The following is a 14,603-nucleotide window of genomic DNA, read 5'->3' as shown; positions in this document are numbered from 1 at the left end:
TTCGGGGGCTTTCTCGTCGGTAGCATCGTACGGGCTGGTGCCCGCGATCGCTGTCAGGCGACGCTCCGCCATTCGACCATGACGAGTGGCGCTCTTTCCGTGCCCCCATACAGATAGGGTGTCAACTGTCGTCGCTGGCTGAGCGGCCAGACGGCGGAGAGCCAGAGGCGAGGTCCGCCCGGCTGAGACATGACAATAGGGGAGGTCGATATGGGCAGCGCATCACCCCGCGACCACCTGATGAAGCTCCTTGAGCCTGTGGTCAGCGCGGAGGGCCTCGATCTTGAGGACATCACGGTCACCCAGGCCGGCAAGAGACGGCTGCTGCGCGTGATCGTCGATCGCGACGGCGGCGTGAGCCTCGACGACGTGGCCGACGTGAGCCAGGCGGTCTCCACGGCCCTCGACGACGACGACTCGATGGGCCAGGCGGCCTACACGCTGGAAGTCTCCTCGCCGGGCGTCGACCGCCCGCTCACCGAGCCACGCCACTGGCGCCGCGCCGCGAAACGCCTGGTGAAGGCCGAGATGCGAGACGGCACCGTGGTGGAGGGCCGCATTCTGGCCGCGGACGAGGCCGGTGTCGACCTCGACGTCGAGGGCGGCGCACGCAGACTTGATTACGAGGACCTGACCCGGGGACGGGTACAGGTGGAGTTCCGCCGGATCGACGACGTCGACGTCGACGGCGACGAAGGCTAAGGGGGAGCCGTCGTGGACATCGACATGAGCGTCCTGCGCAGCCTCGAGCGAGAAAAGGACATCTCCTTCGACCTGGTCGTCAAGGCGATCGAGGACGCGCTGCTGATCGCCTACTTCCGCACCGACGGCGCCGCCTCCAAGGCGCGCGCCGAGCTCGACCGCAGCAGCGGTCACGTCACGATCTGGGCCGCCGAGCTGGACGAGGACGGCGAGGTCGTCAGGGAGTACGACGACACGCCCAGCAACTTCAGCCGGATCGCCGCCACCACCGCCAAGCAGGTCATCCTGCAGCAGCTGCGCGACGCCGAGGACGAGATCAACTTCGGCGAGTTCGCCAGCCGCGAGGGCGAGCTGGTCTCCGGCGTCATCCAGCAGGGCAAGGACCCGCGGGTGGTGCTGGTCGACCTCGGCAAGATCGAGGCCGTGCTGCCGCACCCCGAGCAGGTCCCCGGCGAGGACTACGTGCACGGAGAGCGCATCCGCGTCTACGTCGTGCAGGTGAAGAAGGGTCACAAGGGCCCCTCCGTCACCTTGTCGCGCACGCATCCCGGGCTGGTGAAGAAGCTGTTCGCGCTGGAGGTGCCCGAGATCGCCGACGGCACCGTGGAGATCGCCGCGGTGGCGCGCGAGGCGGGCCACCGGACGAAGATCGCGGTCAGGTCGCGCAAGCCCGGCGTCAACGCCAAGGGCGCCTGCATCGGGCCGATGGGCTCGCGGGTGCGCAACGTGATGACCGAGCTGCACGGCGAGAAGATCGACATCATCGACTGGTCGGAAGATCCGGCCGAGTTCGTGGGGAATGCCCTGTCACCAGCGCGCGTTTCCCATGTCGAGGTGCTCGATCTCGAGGGGCGCGTCGCACGGGTGACCGTGCCCGACTACCAGCTTTCGCTGGCCATCGGGAAAGAGGGCCAGAACGCCCGGCTTGCCGCGAGACTCACCGGATGGCGGATCGACATCCGGCCGGATACTCAGGCCGAAGATGCCGCCGGTTCCGTAGATGCGTCGACACGGTAAGCTGGAATATGGTGGCCAAGCGACCCCACAGCGCACCTGTGTGGGCTGCAGGGTTCGTACGGCTAAGTCCGAGCTGCTCCGTCTGGTGCGGGTCGAGGACCATGTGGTCCCTGACCTGCGAGGACGGCTTCCTGGCCGCGGTGCATCGCTGCATCCGTCCTTGAGCTGTCTGGAGCTTGCCGAGCGTCGCCGAGCGTTTCCGCGCGCTTTCCGCGTGGCGGGGCCGCTTGACGTCTCGCGCGTGCGGGCGCAACTGGAGGGAGACCACTCAAATGTCATGTAGGACGCCGAGTTGATGGGCGGAGTCAGATTGCTATGAGCGCCTGATGAGCACGCGGCGATGAAGACGTCAAGTTAGCGACGGTCCGGACGGCATAGCCAGCCTCCCGGGCCGAGTAAGGGAGTGCAGTGGCGAAGGTCCGGGTATACGAGCTCGCTAAGGAGTTCGGCGTAGAGAGCAAGGTCGTCATGGCCAAGCTCCAGGAGATGGGAGAGTTCGTCCGCTCGGCGTCCTCGACCATCGAGGCGCCGGTGGTCCGCAGGCTCACCGAAGCTCTGGGCGCATCGAAGGGTGGGCCCTCCAGAGGCGGCGGACAGCCGTCCAACAGGCCGCAGCCGCCCAAGGCTGCTCCCCGGCCGGCAGAAGGCCAGGCCGGTAACGGCGCCGCACAGGCGCCGGTCCCCTCAGCCCCGCGTCCGGGGCCGGGCCCCAGGCCCGGTCCGGGTCCGCGTCCGGGCCCCGCGGGCGGCGGTCAGCCGCGCCCGCCGGTGCCCATGCCTCACCAGCAGCCGCAGCAGCCCGAGGCTGCTCGCGGTGAGACGTCCGGGGCTCCTCAGGCACGGTTCGAGAGCGGCGCGCCCGCGCGCCCGACTCCGGGTCCGCGTCCCGGCCCTGGTGGCGGTGGCGGTGGCGGTGGCGGTGGCGGTGGCGGCGGTGGCCGTCCCGGCCCCAAGCCGGGCCCCGCGCCCCGTCCGGGGCCCAGGGAAAGGGACGGTGGCGGCGACCGGGGCGAGCGGCAGGCGCCGCGTCCAGGCGCGCCCACCGGTGGCGGTCCCCGCCCCGGTCCGGGTCCCAAGCCGGGCCCGCGTGGTCCGCGTCCCGGTAACAACCCGTTCTCCTCGACCGCCAGCGGCATGGGCCAGTCCCGTCCGCCCCGTCCCGGCGGCCAGCGCGACGGCGGCGGTCCCGACCGCCGCGAGCGCCGCGACGGCCCGCCGCGCGACGGCGCGATGCCGCGCCCGCCGCAGGGCCGCGGTGGCACCGGTGACGCCGGTCCCCGTCCCGGTCCGCGTCCGGGCCCGCCCGGTGCGGGCGGTCCGCGTCCGGGTCCCGGTGCGGGCGGTCCCCGTCCCGGCGGTCCGCGTCCCAACCCGATGATGATGCCGCAGGGTCGTCCTGCCGGTCCCGGCGGTGGCGGCGGTGGCGGTCGTCCCGGCGGTGGCGGCGGTGGCGGTCGTCCCGGTGGTGGCGGCGGTGGCCGTCCCGGCGGTGGCGGCGGCGGTCGTCCCGGTGGTGGCGGCGGCTTCGCCGGTCGTCCCGGCGGCGGCGGTGGCACCGGCCAGCGCACCGGCACCGGTGGTCCCGGTGGTGGCGGCGGCGGTTTCGCCGGTCGTCCCGGTGGCGGCGGTCGCGGTCGCGGCGGCGGCACCGCGGGAGCCTTCGGGCGTCCCGGCGGCCGTCCGGCCCGCGGGCGCAAGTCGAAGCGGCAGAGGCGCCAGGAGTTCGACAACATGTCGGCGCCGGCGATCGGCGGTGTGCAGGTCGCTCGCGGCAACGGCGCGACGATCCGCCTTCCGCGCGGCGCGTCGCTGTCCGACTTCGCCGACCGCATCGGCGCGAACCCCGCCTCGCTCGTGCAGATCATGCTGCACCTCGGCGAGATGGTGACCGCGACGCAGTCGGTGAGCGAGGACACGCTGCAGATCCTCGGCACCGAGCTCGACTACAACATCCAGGTCGTCAGCCCGGAGGAGGAGGACCGCGAGCTTCTCGAGGCCTTCGACATCGAGTTCGGCGAGGACGAGGGCGACGAGGACGACCTCGCCGCGCGTCCGCCGGTCGTGACCGTCATGGGTCACGTCGACCACGGTAAGACCAAGCTGCTCGACGCCATCCGCAAGACCAACGTGGTGGCGCGCGAGGCGGGTGGCATCACCCAGCACATCGGTGCTTACCAGGTCGCCGCCGAGCACGAGGGCATCGACCGGAAGATCACCTTCATCGACACCCCGGGTCACGAGGCGTTCACCGCCATGCGTGCCCGAGGCGCCAAGTCCACCGACATCGCGGTGCTGGTGGTCGCGGCCGACGACGGTGTGAAGCCGCAGACGATCGAGGCTCTCAACCACGCCCAGGCGGCCGACGTGCCGATCGTGGTCGCGGTCAACAAGATCGACAAGGAGGGCGCCGACCCCAACAAGGTGCGGGCCCAGCTCACCGAGTACGGTCTGGTGGCGGAGGAGTACGGCGGTTCCACGCTGTTCGTCGACATCTCGGCGAAGAACGGCACGGGCATCGACAACCTCCTCGAGGCCATCCTGCTGACCGCGGACGCCGAGCTCGACCTGCGGGCCAACCCGACGATGGACGCCCAGGGCATCGCGATCGAGGCTCACCTCGACCGTGGCCGCGGCCCCGTCGCGACCGTCCTGGTCCAGCGCGGCACGCTGCGCGTCGGCGACTCGATCGTCTGTGGCGAGGCCTTCGGCCGCGTCCGGGCGCTGCTCGACGACAACGGCGAGCCGGTCGATGAGGCCACGCCGTCCCGTCCCGTCCTGGTGATGGGTCTGACGGCCGTGCCGAGCGCCGGTGACAACTTCATCGTCGTCACCGACGACCGGATGGCCCGCCAGATCGCCCAGCAGCGCGCGGCGCGCAAGCGCAGCGCCGACATGGCGAAGTCGAGCCGTCGCCGCAGCCTCGAGGACATCTTCAAGGACCTCGAGAAGGGCAGCGTCGACGAGCTCAAGCTCATCATCAAGGGTGACGTGTCCGGTTCGGTCGAGGCCCTGGAAGACGCCCTGCTCAAGATCGATGTCGGCGACGAGGTCAGGCTCCGTGTCCTGCACCGCGCGGTCGGCGCGATCACCGAGTACGACGTCAACCTGGCCGTGGCCGACGACAACGCGGTCATCATCGGCTTCAACGTCCGCCCCGAGCCCCGGGCGCGCGACCTGGCCGAGCGCGAGGGCGTCGACATCCGCTACTACTCGGTCATCTACCAGGCGATCGAGGAAATCGAAGCGGCGCTCAAGGGCATGCTCAAGCCCGAGTTCGAAGAGGTCCAGCTGGGCACGGCGGAGATCCGCGCGATCTTCAAGGTGCCGAAGATCGGCAACATCGCCGGTTCGCTGGTCCGCTCGGGCCGGATCGTGCGCAACAGCAAGGCCCGCCTCATCCGCGACGGTGTCGTCGTGACCGACAACCTCACCGTCTCCTCGCTGCGGCGGGAGAAGGACGATGTCACCGAGGTCCGCGAGGGCTTCGAGTGCGGTATCGGCATCGGCTACAACGATCTCAAGGAAGGCGACGTCATCGAAACCTTCGAGATGCGGGAGAAGCCGCGAGACTAACGCGCGGCGCGGCGCCCGGCGGGAGATCCGCCGGGCGCCTCTCGCACGTCCTGGCCTGGTCCCCACCGCAGCAGGCCGGGCGTGCGTTCACCACACCAGATCAAGCGGTGGTTACCAACGATGTATGTGGGTGCTCTGACCCTGGACATCCTGCTCGGCGACGTCAGGTCGCTGAAGCAGAAGCGCTCTGTCGTACGGCCGCTGATCGCCGAGCTGCAGCGCCGTTATCCCAGCATCGCGGTGGCCGAGGTCGGCCATCTCGACCTGCACCGCAGGGCCGAGGTCGGCGTCGCGGTGGTCTCCTCCTCCGCGGGTAACTGCAACGAGATCATGGACGCCTGCGAGCGGATGGTGGCCTTCCGCCCGGAGATCGAGCTGCTGTCGGCCAGGCACCGGCTCTACAACGACGAAGATTGAACGACTGCACGGCCAGATCGTGCGTGAGGGGGAGCGAACATGGTGGATGCCGCACGAGCGCGGAAGCTCGCCGACCGCATCCAGCAGATCGTCGCCGAGATGCTGGAGCGTCGGATCAAGGACCCGCGCCTGGGCTTCGTCACCGTGACCGACACGCGCGTCACCGCCGACCTGCGCGAGGCGACCGTGTTCTACACCGTGTACGGCTCCGAGGCCGAGCGGTCCGACAGCGCGGCCGCCCTCGAGAGCGCCAAGGGGATCATCCGCTCCGAGGTGGGCCGCCAGACCGGCGTGCGCTTCGCCCCGACGCTGACGTTCAAGCACGACCCGCTGCCCGACTCCGCGCGTCACCTCGACGACCTGATCACCGCCGCCCGGTCCCGGGACGCGGAGGTGGCGCGCCGGGCCGAGAACGCCTCCTACGCCGGCGAGTCCGACCCCTACCGCAAGCCCGAGGAGGGCGAAGCGGACCTGAGCGAGGACGACCAGGCGTGACGCCCGACGTGCGCGACAGGGCGGATCGCCCGTTCCGTGCGGACTCCCGTACGGTCACCGGCGGCGCGATCCCCGAGGCCGCATGGGACCGGGCCCTGCGGCTGATCGGCCGGGCCGACGAGATCGCGCTGGCCTGTCATGTGACGCCCGACGGCGACGCCCTCGGGTCGATGCTGGCCGTGGGGTTCGTGCTGCGGTCGCTGGGCAAGCGGGTCGTCGCGTCGTTCGGCGACCACCACTTCGTGGTGCCGCGGCTGCTGCGCTTCCTGCCCGGCCAGGACATGCTGGTGCCGCCGGCGGACTATCCCGCGGCGCCGGACCTGATGATCACCTTCGACGTCTCGACGTTCGAACGCCTCGGGCTCCTGCGCGAGAACACCGCCAGGGCCCGAGAGGTCATCGTCGTCGACCACCACCCCTCGAACGAGGGGTTCGGCACGCTCAGCCTCATCGACTCCACGGCAGCCGCGACGGCCGTGCTGGCCGAGCAGCTGATGTACCGGCTCGGCGGAGGGCTCGACCGCGACATCGCCGTCTGCCTCTACACCGGGCTGGTGACCGACACGGGGTCGTTCCGGCACTCCTCGACCACGCCCGCCGTGCACCAGATGGCGGCCAGGCTCGTGGCGACCGGGCTGCGCACCGACGAGATCGCCCGTGAGCTGTGGGACCGTTCCCCGTTCGGCTACCTCAAGGTGCTGGCCGCCGCCCTCGACCGGGCGGCGCTGGAGGACGGGCTGGTCTGGACGTACGTGACGCGGGTCGACCGGGCCGCGCACGGGCTCCCGTACGCGGAGCTGGAAGGCATCATCGACATCGTCCGGCGCACGGACGAGGCCGAGGTCGCGGTCGTGCTCAAGGAGGACGACCAGGGCGACTGGCAGGTGTCCACCCGATCCAAGGGCAAGGCCGACGTCGGGGCCGCGTGCGCGGCCCTGGGCGGCGGCGGGCACCACAACGCGGCCGGTTACACCTCGCACGAGACCGTGGAGGCGACCATGGACGCCTTCCGGCGCGAACTTGGGAAGGTTGGATGGTCGAGAGCGGGCTGATCATCGTCGACAAGCCGGGCGAGTGGACGTCCCACGACGTGGTGGCCAAGATGCGGCGCATCGCGGGCACCCGCCGTGTGGGACACGCGGGCACGCTCGACCCGATGGCGACGGGCGTGCTGGTGGTCGGCGTGGAGAAGGCCACCAGGCTGCTCGGCCACCTGACGCTGACCGAGAAGGTGTACGAGGCCACGATCAGGCTCGGCGTGAGCACGAACACCGACGACGCCGAGGGCGAGGTCATCGCCACGGCCCCGGCGTCCGGCGTCACGGCGGCCGAGATCCACAAGGGCGTCGCGGCGCTCACCGGGGAGATCATGCAGATCCCGCCGCAGGTGAGCGCCATCAAGGTGAACGGGCAGCGCGCCTACAAGATGGCCCGCGCGGGCGAAGAGGTCGAGCTGCGGGCCCGGCCCGTCACCGTGCGGACGTTCGACGTGCTCGACATCCGGGCGCACGACGACGTCGTGGACGTGGACGCGGTCGTGACCTGCTCCAGCGGCACCTACATCCGCGCGCTGGCCCGCGATCTGGGCGCGGCGCTCGGGGTCGGAGGGCATCTGACGGCGCTGCGGCGCACCCGCGTGGGGCCCTACGGCCTGTCGCTGGCCAGGACCATCGACCAGCTCACCGAGGAGTGCGTGATCCTGCCCATCGGCGAGGCGGTGGCGGCGGCGTTCCCGCGCCGGGACGTGACGGCCGAGGAGGCACGCGTCATCGGGCACGGGGGACGGCTGGCGGCCACCGGGCTGGGCAAGGGGCCGATCGGCGTCTTCGGGCCTGAGGGCGAGCTGCTGGCGCTGGTGGAGGAGCAGGGCCGGGTGGCCAAACCCCTCGCCGTCTTCGTCTCCTAGACCCCTCTGAGGGCTTCGTAAGGGGTTATGCGGGTTTGCGGGCGACGATGATGTCGCGGACGATCGCCTGGTCGACCCAGTGCTCGAAGTCGGGGTAGTCCATCACCTGGAGCCCCGCCCCCTCGAGGATCTGGGCCAGCTCCGAGCTCTTGCCGCCGTAGGTGTTCCACGAGATCCCCATGGCCCCGCCGGGCCGCAGCAGCTCAGCCCAGCCGGGCACGGCCTGTCGCAGCAGCTCCATCGGGCTGCGCGACAGCCCGCCGCCGCCCTTGCTGCCGTGCTGGACCCCGTACGGGGTGTCGGTCACCAGGGCGTCGAACGAACGCGGCTTGAAGAAGTCCCTGCTCTTGAGGGTGTCGGCGTTGACCACGGCCAGGTGCTGCACGTCGCCGGCCTTGACCGCCTCCTTCGACAGCCCGAAGGTGACGTTGAGCCGCCGCCCGACCAGGGCCCGCTCGCGCCGCACCGGCACGGTCTCGGCGGTGTGCTTGAGCCGCTTGTTGCGCAGCCAGGTCTTGATGAACCCGGAGTACGCCTCGAAGTCCTTGCCGTCGACGTCGAGCCCGTACGCGTCGTAGCCGTACATGAGGGCCTGGTTGAGCGTCGTGCCGCGCCCGCACAGCGGGTCGAAGACCGAGAGCCGCTCGCCCAGCCCCTTGGACCCGGCCAGCAGGGTGACGTTGAGCAGCAGCTTGGTGAAGTGCTCGTTGGTCTTGCCGGCGTATTTCTGGATGGTGATCAGGTCGCTGCTCAGCCGGTCGAGCGACGACATGGAGAGCGGCCGGAGCAGCTCCCCTTCAACCCCGAAAATCGCATAAACAGAGGAAAGATTCGACAAAAGAGAAATATCCGGCTGCGTCAACGGCTCGGATGTCTCGAAAGTCACATACGGCACACCGCCGACGGTGGTCTCCTCGCTGGCGAGGACCTTCCCGTCCAAGCCGTACCTGCTGAAGACCGCCAGCTCACTCCTGGTCAGCCGGATGGAGCTCTCCCCGTAGACCCGGTTGAAGGCAGGCAGGATCAGAAGCGCGTAACGAGGCATGATGCCCGATCCTATCGCCCTCGATTGGAGCGAACGGTGACGCGCGTGGCAGGCTTGTGGGGGATTGATCCGCCACAAGCGAATGGGGCCTAGCGTGCAGGGTTCGGGAAGGTCTGTCGTCACCATCGGCGTGTACGACGGGGTCCACCGCGGGCACCGGCGGGTGGTCGAACGCGCTGTCGCCATCGCCCGCGAGCGGGGGCTGCGCAGCGTGGCCGTCACGTTCGAGCCGCACCCCGACGAGGTCGTGCGGCCCGGGACGCATCCGCTGCGGCTCACCAGCCCGCGGCGCAGGGCCGAACTGCTGGCCGGGCTGGGGGTGGACGAGATCGACGTGGTGGAGTTCACGCTCGACCTGTCTCGGACGAGCCCGGACGACTTCGTCCAGGCCGTGCTGGCCGAGCGGCTGGCGGCGGCCGTCGTCGTGGTGGGCGAGGACTTCCTGTTCGGCCACGAGGCCAGCGGGGACGTCGAGACTTTGCGGACGCTGGGCGACAAGTACGACTTCGAGGTGGAGGCTGTGCCCCTGCTCGACGCCGTCTCCTCGGCCTCGATCCGCGCGCGGATCGTCACGGGCGACGTCGAGGGCGCCAGTGAGCAGCTCGGGCGGCCGCACCGGGTGGAAGGCGTCGTCGTACGCGGCTACCAGCGCGGACGCCAGCTCGGCTTCCCGACGGCGAACGTCGAGACCGCCCAGCACACCGCCATCCCGGCCGACGGGGTCTACGCGGGGTGGCTGGAGTGCGTGCCGATGGCCAATCTGCCCGCGCTCTACCAGGGGGAGCGGTGGCCGGCGGCGATCTCGGTCGGCACGAATCCGACGTTCGAGGGAGTGCCTCGGACGGTCGAGGCTTATGCGCTTGATCGGGATGATCTAGAGCTTTACGGGGTGCATGTGGCGGTCGAATTCCACGCCCGGCTACGTGGCAACACGCGATTCGACTCCATCGACGCGTTGATCGAGCAGATTCACGCCGATGTCGACGCCGCCCGCCGCCTCACGAGCTGAAATCCGCGAAATCGCGACGCGGTTAAAGCCCGGGAAAGGAGCGCCCGAGCACTGCGCGTGAAGTGGTAACCTTGCATGTCGGCTCAGTAGCGGCGCCGCTGCGCGCTGCCCATGACGGCCTTCACGCGGCGACTGTAGGCACGCACGGTCGTTCGCATCTTTCATCATCGTTCACGCGTGCCCGTAGCTCAAAGGAGAGCCGTGTCCCTCGACACCGCTGCCAAGAAGTCCATCATCGGCGAATACGCGACGGCCGAAGGCGACACCGGGTCGCCCGAGGTGCAGATCGCACTGCTGAGCAAGCGCATCAGCGAGCTCACCGAGCACCTGAAGACGCACAAGCACGACCACCACAGCCGTCGTGGCCTGCTTCTGCTCGTCGGTCGCCGGCGCCGCCTGCTGAAGTACCTGCAGAAGGTCGACATCCAGCGCTACCGCTCGCTCATCGAGCGGCTGGGCCTGCGCCGATAGCATGAAAGGGAGCGGCGAACGCGCCGCTCCCTTCTCATATGGGTAGAGCCATATGGTCGGATATGTGGCGATGTGGATACGTTGTCACATCTGACCTACAACTGAAGATCCGAGACACACAGCCCCCGCGTCCGTTCAGCACCATGCGACCCGCGACGCCTGCGGGCCGGTCCTCGGTAGTGGCTTCCGGTAGGAATTTGACAGTGAGACCGGGCGCTTCGATCGAAGACCGGCGCTGCACCTAACGAGGGTGCCGGTGAGAAAAAGGGCGCGGGAGACCGACCACAAGGAGGTCCCCCGTGGAGGGTGTCCACACCGCTGAAGCCGTCATAGACAACGGCTCATTCGGCACGCGCACGATCCGGTTCGAAACCGGTCGTCTCGCGCGCCAGGCGGCTGGCTCCGCCGTCGCCTACCTCGACAACGACACGATGGTGCTCTCAGCCACCACCGCGTCGAAGTCCCCGAAGGAGAACTTCGACTTCTTCCCGCTCACCGTCGACGTCGAAGAGCGCATGTACGCCGCGGGCCGCATCCCCGGTTCGTTCTTCCGGCGTGAGGGCCGTCCCTCCGAGGACGCGATCCTCACCTGCCGCCTGATCGACCGGCCGCTGCGCCCGTCGTTCGTCAAGGGTCTGCGCAACGAGATCCAGGTCGTCGCCACGGTGATGGCGCTCAACCCCGACCACCTCTACGACGTGGTGGCGATCAACGCCGCGTCGCTGTCCACCCAGCTCGCCGGGCTGCCGTTCTCCGGCCCGATCGGTGGCGTGCGCGTCGCCCTGATCGACGGCCAGTGGGTGGCGTTCCCGACGCACCACGAGCTGGAGCGGGCCACGTTCGACATGGTCGTCGCGGGCCGCGTGCTCGAGGACGGCGACGTCGCGATCATGATGGTCGAGGCCGAGTCCACCAAGGACACGCTGAAGCTGGTCGCCGACGGGGCCGTCGCGCCCACCGAGGAGACCGTCGCCCAGGGCCTGGACGCCGCCAAGCCGTTCATCAAGGTGCTGTGCGAGGCCCAGTCGCGCATCGCGCAGGTCGCGGCCAAGGAGACGGCCGAATACCCGGTCTTCCTCGACTACCAGGAGGACGTCTACGCCGCGGTCGAGGCCGCGGTGAAGACCGAGCTGACCGCCGCGCTGACCATCGCGGGCAAGCAGGAGCGCGAGAACGAGCTGGACAAGGTCAAGGCGCTGGCCGCCGAGAAGCTCCTGCCCGAGTTCGAGGGGCGCGAGAAGGAGATCTCCGCCGCGTTCCGCTCGGTGATGAAGAAGCTCATGCGCGAGCGGGTCGTCAAGGAGGGCATCCGCATCGACGGCCGCGGCACCAAGGACATCCGCGCCCTTTCTGCCGAGGTCCACGTGGTGCCCCGGGTGCACGGCTCGGCGCTGTTCGAGCGCGGCGAGACCCAGATCCTGGGCATCACCACGCTCAACATGCTGCGCATGGAGCAGGTCATCGACACGCTCAACCCTGAGCGGACCAAGCGCTACATGCACAACTACAACTTCCCGCCCTACTCCACCGGTGAGACCGGCCGGGTGGGCTCGCCCAAGCGCCGCGAGATCGGTCACGGCGCGCTGGCCGAGCGGGCGCTGATCCCGGTGCTCCCGACCCGCGAGGAGTTCCCGTACGCCATCCGCCAGGTCTCCGAGGCGCTCGGCTCCAACGGCTCCACCTCGATGGGCTCGGTCTGCGCGTCCACGATGGCGCTGCTGGACGCGGGTGTGCCGCTCAAGGAGATGGTCGCGGGCATCGCGATGGGCCTGATCGGTGAGGGCGACACGTACGTCACCCTGACCGACATCCTCGGCGCCGAGGACGCCATGGGCGACATGGACTTCAAGGTCGCCGGCACCAAGGACGTCATCACCGCCCTGCAGCTCGACACCAAGCTCGACGGCATCCCCGCGAGCGTGCTCGCGGCCGCCCTCAAGCAGGCCAAGGGCGCGCGCCTGGCGATCCTCGACGTGATGCAGGAGGCGATCGACTCTCCGGCGGAGATGAACCCGACCGCGCCGCGCATCATCACCATCAAGGTCCCGGTCGACAAGATCGGCGAGGTCATCGGCCCGAAGGGCAAGATGATCAACCAGATCCAGGACGACACGGGCGCCGAGATCACCATCGAGGACGACGGCACGATCTACATCGGCGCCACCGACGGCCCGTCGGCCGAGGCGGCCCGTTCGGCGATCAACGCCATCGCCAACCCGCACATGCCGGAGGTCGGTGAGCGCTACATCGGCACGGTCGTCAAGATCGCGGCCTTCGGCGCGTTCATCTCGCTCCTGCCCGGCAAGGACGGCCTGCTGCACGTCTCCCAGATCCGCAAGCTGCACGGCGGCAAGCGCATCGAGAACGTCGAGGACGTCATGAGCGTCGGCGAGAAGATCCAGGTCGAGATCGCCGAGATCGACGCCCGGGGCAAGCTCTCGCTGGTGCCCGTCGAGGTCATCGAGAAGGAGGCCGCGGAGAAGGAGGCGAAGGCCGCCGCCGCGCCCGCCGAGGGCGACGACGACACCACCGAGGCCCCGCAGGCCGAGGAGGCCGCCGCCGCGCCCGCCGAGGACAAGGCGGAGCGGCCCCGCCGCACCCGCACCCGCGTCCGCACGCGCGGCACCAGCGCCGACGGGGACGACCGGAACTCGTGACCACAACCACGTTGCACCCCGGCCGGGACGGAGCCGGGGTGGTGAGGCGCACCGTCCTCCCAGGTGGGCTGCGCGTGGTGACCGAGACCATGCCGACCGTGCGTAGCGTCGCGGTCGGCATGTGGGTCGGCATCGGCTCGCGTGACGAGGCCCCCGAGCACACGGGGGCCACCCACTTCCTCGAACACCTGCTGTTCAAGGGCACCCCGACGCGCGACGCCATGGAGATCTCCGCCTCCATCGAGGGCATCGGCGGTGAGATCAACGCCTTCACAGCCAAGGAGTACACGTGCTACTACGCACGCGTGCTCGACGAGGATCTGCCGGTCGCGGTCGACGTGCTGGCCGACGTGGTGACCAGCTCGCTGGTGACCGAGGAGGACGTCGAGTCCGAGCGCGGCGTGATCCTCGAAGAGATCGCCATGCACGACGACGACCCCTCTGACGTGGTGCACGAGCAGTTCGCCGCCGCGCTCTACGGCGACTCGGCCATCGGCCGGCCCATCCTGGGCACGGTCGAGTCGATCAACGCCCTCGGGCGCGAGCGGATCGCCGAGTACTACCACCGCTACTACCGGCCCCGCCGCACGGTCGTGTCCGTCGCGGGCAACATCCGGCACGAAGAGGTCGTCGAGCTGGTCACCAGGGCGTACGAGCGGGCGGGCGCGCTGGGCGGGCCGGCCGAGTTCGCGGCCCCGCGCACCAGCGGTCCCGGGGCCGAGATGCGTTCCGGCGTGCGGGTGCTCGACCGGCCGACCGAGCAGGCCAACCTGGTGCTCGGCACGACCGGCCTGTCCCGTACGGACGACCGCAGGTTCGCGCTGGGCGTGCTCAACGCGGCACTGGGCGGCGGCATGTCGTCCAGGCTCTTCCAGGAGATCAGGGAGAAGCGCGGCCTGGCCTACTCCGCCTACAGCTACACCTCCGCCTACGCCGACACCGGCCAGTTCGGGATCTACGTGGGCTGCCTGCCGTCGAAGATCGACGACGTGCTCAAGATCTGCCGGGACGAGGTGTCCAGGGTGGTGGCCGACGGCCTGAGCGCCGACGAGATCATGCGCGGCAAGGGCCAGATGCGCGGCGGGCTCGTGCTCGGCCTGGAGGACACCGGCTCGCGCATGTCGCGCATCGGCAAGAACGAGCTCGTCTACGACGAGCTGATGTCGGTGGACGAGGTGCTGGCACGCATCGAGGCGGTCACTCCCGACGAGATCGACGAGGTGGCGCGGGACGTGCTCAAGCGTCCGCTCACGCTCGCCGTGATCGGCCCGTACGGTGACAAGGACTTCACCGAGGCCGTCCGCCCGTAAG

General features: G+C 69.8%; 13 protein-coding genes. 12 read left to right on the top strand and 1 reads right to left on the bottom strand.

Translation table 11 applies throughout. The annotated features are described in order from the left end of the window. The first annotated feature begins 210 nt into the window (after positions 1–210). From rimP to truB, 8 genes are all read left to right on the top strand, one after another. Positions 211–702 (top strand): ribosome maturation factor RimP, encoded by a 492-nt coding sequence (gene rimP / locus ACWDRB_RS18935; protein WP_449895389.1) that lies wholly within the window; start codon positions 211–213, stop codon positions 700–702. Between the two features lie 12 nt (positions 703–714). Further along, positions 715–1,719 (top strand): transcription termination factor NusA, encoded by a 1,005-nt coding sequence (gene nusA, locus ACWDRB_RS18930; protein WP_355201585.1) that lies wholly within the window; start codon positions 715–717, stop codon positions 1,717–1,719. Next, positions 1,703–2,002 (top strand): YlxR family protein, encoded by a 300-nt coding sequence (locus tag ACWDRB_RS18925; RefSeq protein ID WP_449895387.1) that lies wholly within the window; start codon positions 1,703–1,705, stop codon positions 2,000–2,002. The genes nusA and ACWDRB_RS18925 overlap by 17 nt, the downstream gene beginning before the upstream one ends. A gap of 125 nt (positions 2,003–2,127) precedes the next feature. Continuing rightward, a complete protein-coding gene (infB, locus tag ACWDRB_RS18920) occupies positions 2,128–5,292 on the top strand; it encodes a translation initiation factor IF-2 (RefSeq protein WP_449895385.1) in 3,165 nt (1,054 codons plus the stop codon). Positions 5,293–5,412: 120 nt separating this feature from the next. After that, on the top strand, positions 5,413–5,709 hold the full coding sequence (locus tag ACWDRB_RS18915; protein ID WP_350724641.1) for a DUF503 domain-containing protein: 297 nt from the start codon (positions 5,413–5,415) through the stop codon (positions 5,707–5,709). A 39-nt stretch (positions 5,710–5,748) separates the two neighbouring features. After that, positions 5,749–6,204 (top strand): 30S ribosome-binding factor RbfA, encoded by a 456-nt coding sequence (rbfA, locus tag ACWDRB_RS18910; protein WP_350724643.1) that lies wholly within the window; start codon positions 5,749–5,751, stop codon positions 6,202–6,204. After that, the gene (locus ACWDRB_RS18905; RefSeq protein WP_350724645.1) at positions 6,201–7,256 is read left to right on the top strand and encodes a DHH family phosphoesterase; all 1,056 of its coding nucleotides are present in this window, start codon (positions 6,201–6,203) and stop codon (positions 7,254–7,256) included. The genes rbfA and ACWDRB_RS18905 overlap by 4 nt, the downstream gene beginning before the upstream one ends. Continuing rightward, positions 7,238–8,110, top strand: coding sequence for a tRNA pseudouridine(55) synthase TruB (gene truB / locus ACWDRB_RS18900; RefSeq protein WP_449895382.1), 873 nt, complete (start codon positions 7,238–7,240; stop codon positions 8,108–8,110). The genes ACWDRB_RS18905 and truB overlap by 19 nt, the downstream gene beginning before the upstream one ends. A gap of 25 nt (positions 8,111–8,135) precedes the next feature. On the opposite strand, the gene ACWDRB_RS18895 is transcribed toward truB, so the two are convergent. After that, a complete protein-coding gene (locus ACWDRB_RS18895) occupies positions 8,136–9,155 on the bottom strand; it encodes a TRM11 family SAM-dependent methyltransferase (protein WP_449895380.1) in 1,020 nt (339 codons plus the stop codon). Positions 9,156–9,237: 82 nt separating this feature from the next. Between ACWDRB_RS18895 and ACWDRB_RS18890 the strand changes: the two genes are divergently transcribed. The 4 genes from ACWDRB_RS18890 to ACWDRB_RS18875 all read left to right on the top strand — a co-directional run bounded on the left by ACWDRB_RS18890 (position 9,238) and on the right by ACWDRB_RS18875 (position 14,602). Next, positions 9,238–10,164: a bifunctional riboflavin kinase/FAD synthetase gene (locus ACWDRB_RS18890; RefSeq protein ID WP_449895378.1), complete on the top strand. Its 927-nt coding sequence runs from the start codon at positions 9,238–9,240 to the stop codon at positions 10,162–10,164. A gap of 201 nt (positions 10,165–10,365) precedes the next feature. After that, positions 10,366–10,635 carry a 30S ribosomal protein S15 gene (gene rpsO, locus ACWDRB_RS18885; RefSeq protein WP_185071789.1) on the top strand — a complete coding sequence of 90 codons (270 nt, stop codon included), beginning with the start codon at positions 10,366–10,368 and terminating at the stop codon, positions 10,633–10,635. A 299-nt stretch (positions 10,636–10,934) separates the two neighbouring features. Beyond that, the gene (locus ACWDRB_RS18880) at positions 10,935–13,292 is read left to right on the top strand and encodes a polyribonucleotide nucleotidyltransferase (RefSeq protein ID WP_449895375.1); all 2,358 of its coding nucleotides are present in this window, start codon (positions 10,935–10,937) and stop codon (positions 13,290–13,292) included. Beyond that, positions 13,289–14,602, top strand: coding sequence for a M16 family metallopeptidase (locus ACWDRB_RS18875; RefSeq protein WP_355201599.1), 1,314 nt, complete (start codon positions 13,289–13,291; stop codon positions 14,600–14,602). The genes ACWDRB_RS18880 and ACWDRB_RS18875 overlap by 4 nt, the downstream gene beginning before the upstream one ends. Position 14,603: the final 1 nt, after the last annotated feature.

This window comes from Nonomuraea sp. NPDC003707 (assembly GCF_053587055.1).
The sequence above is the reverse complement of the archived record's forward strand: the minus strand, read 5'-3'. Positions and strand labels throughout refer to the sequence as shown.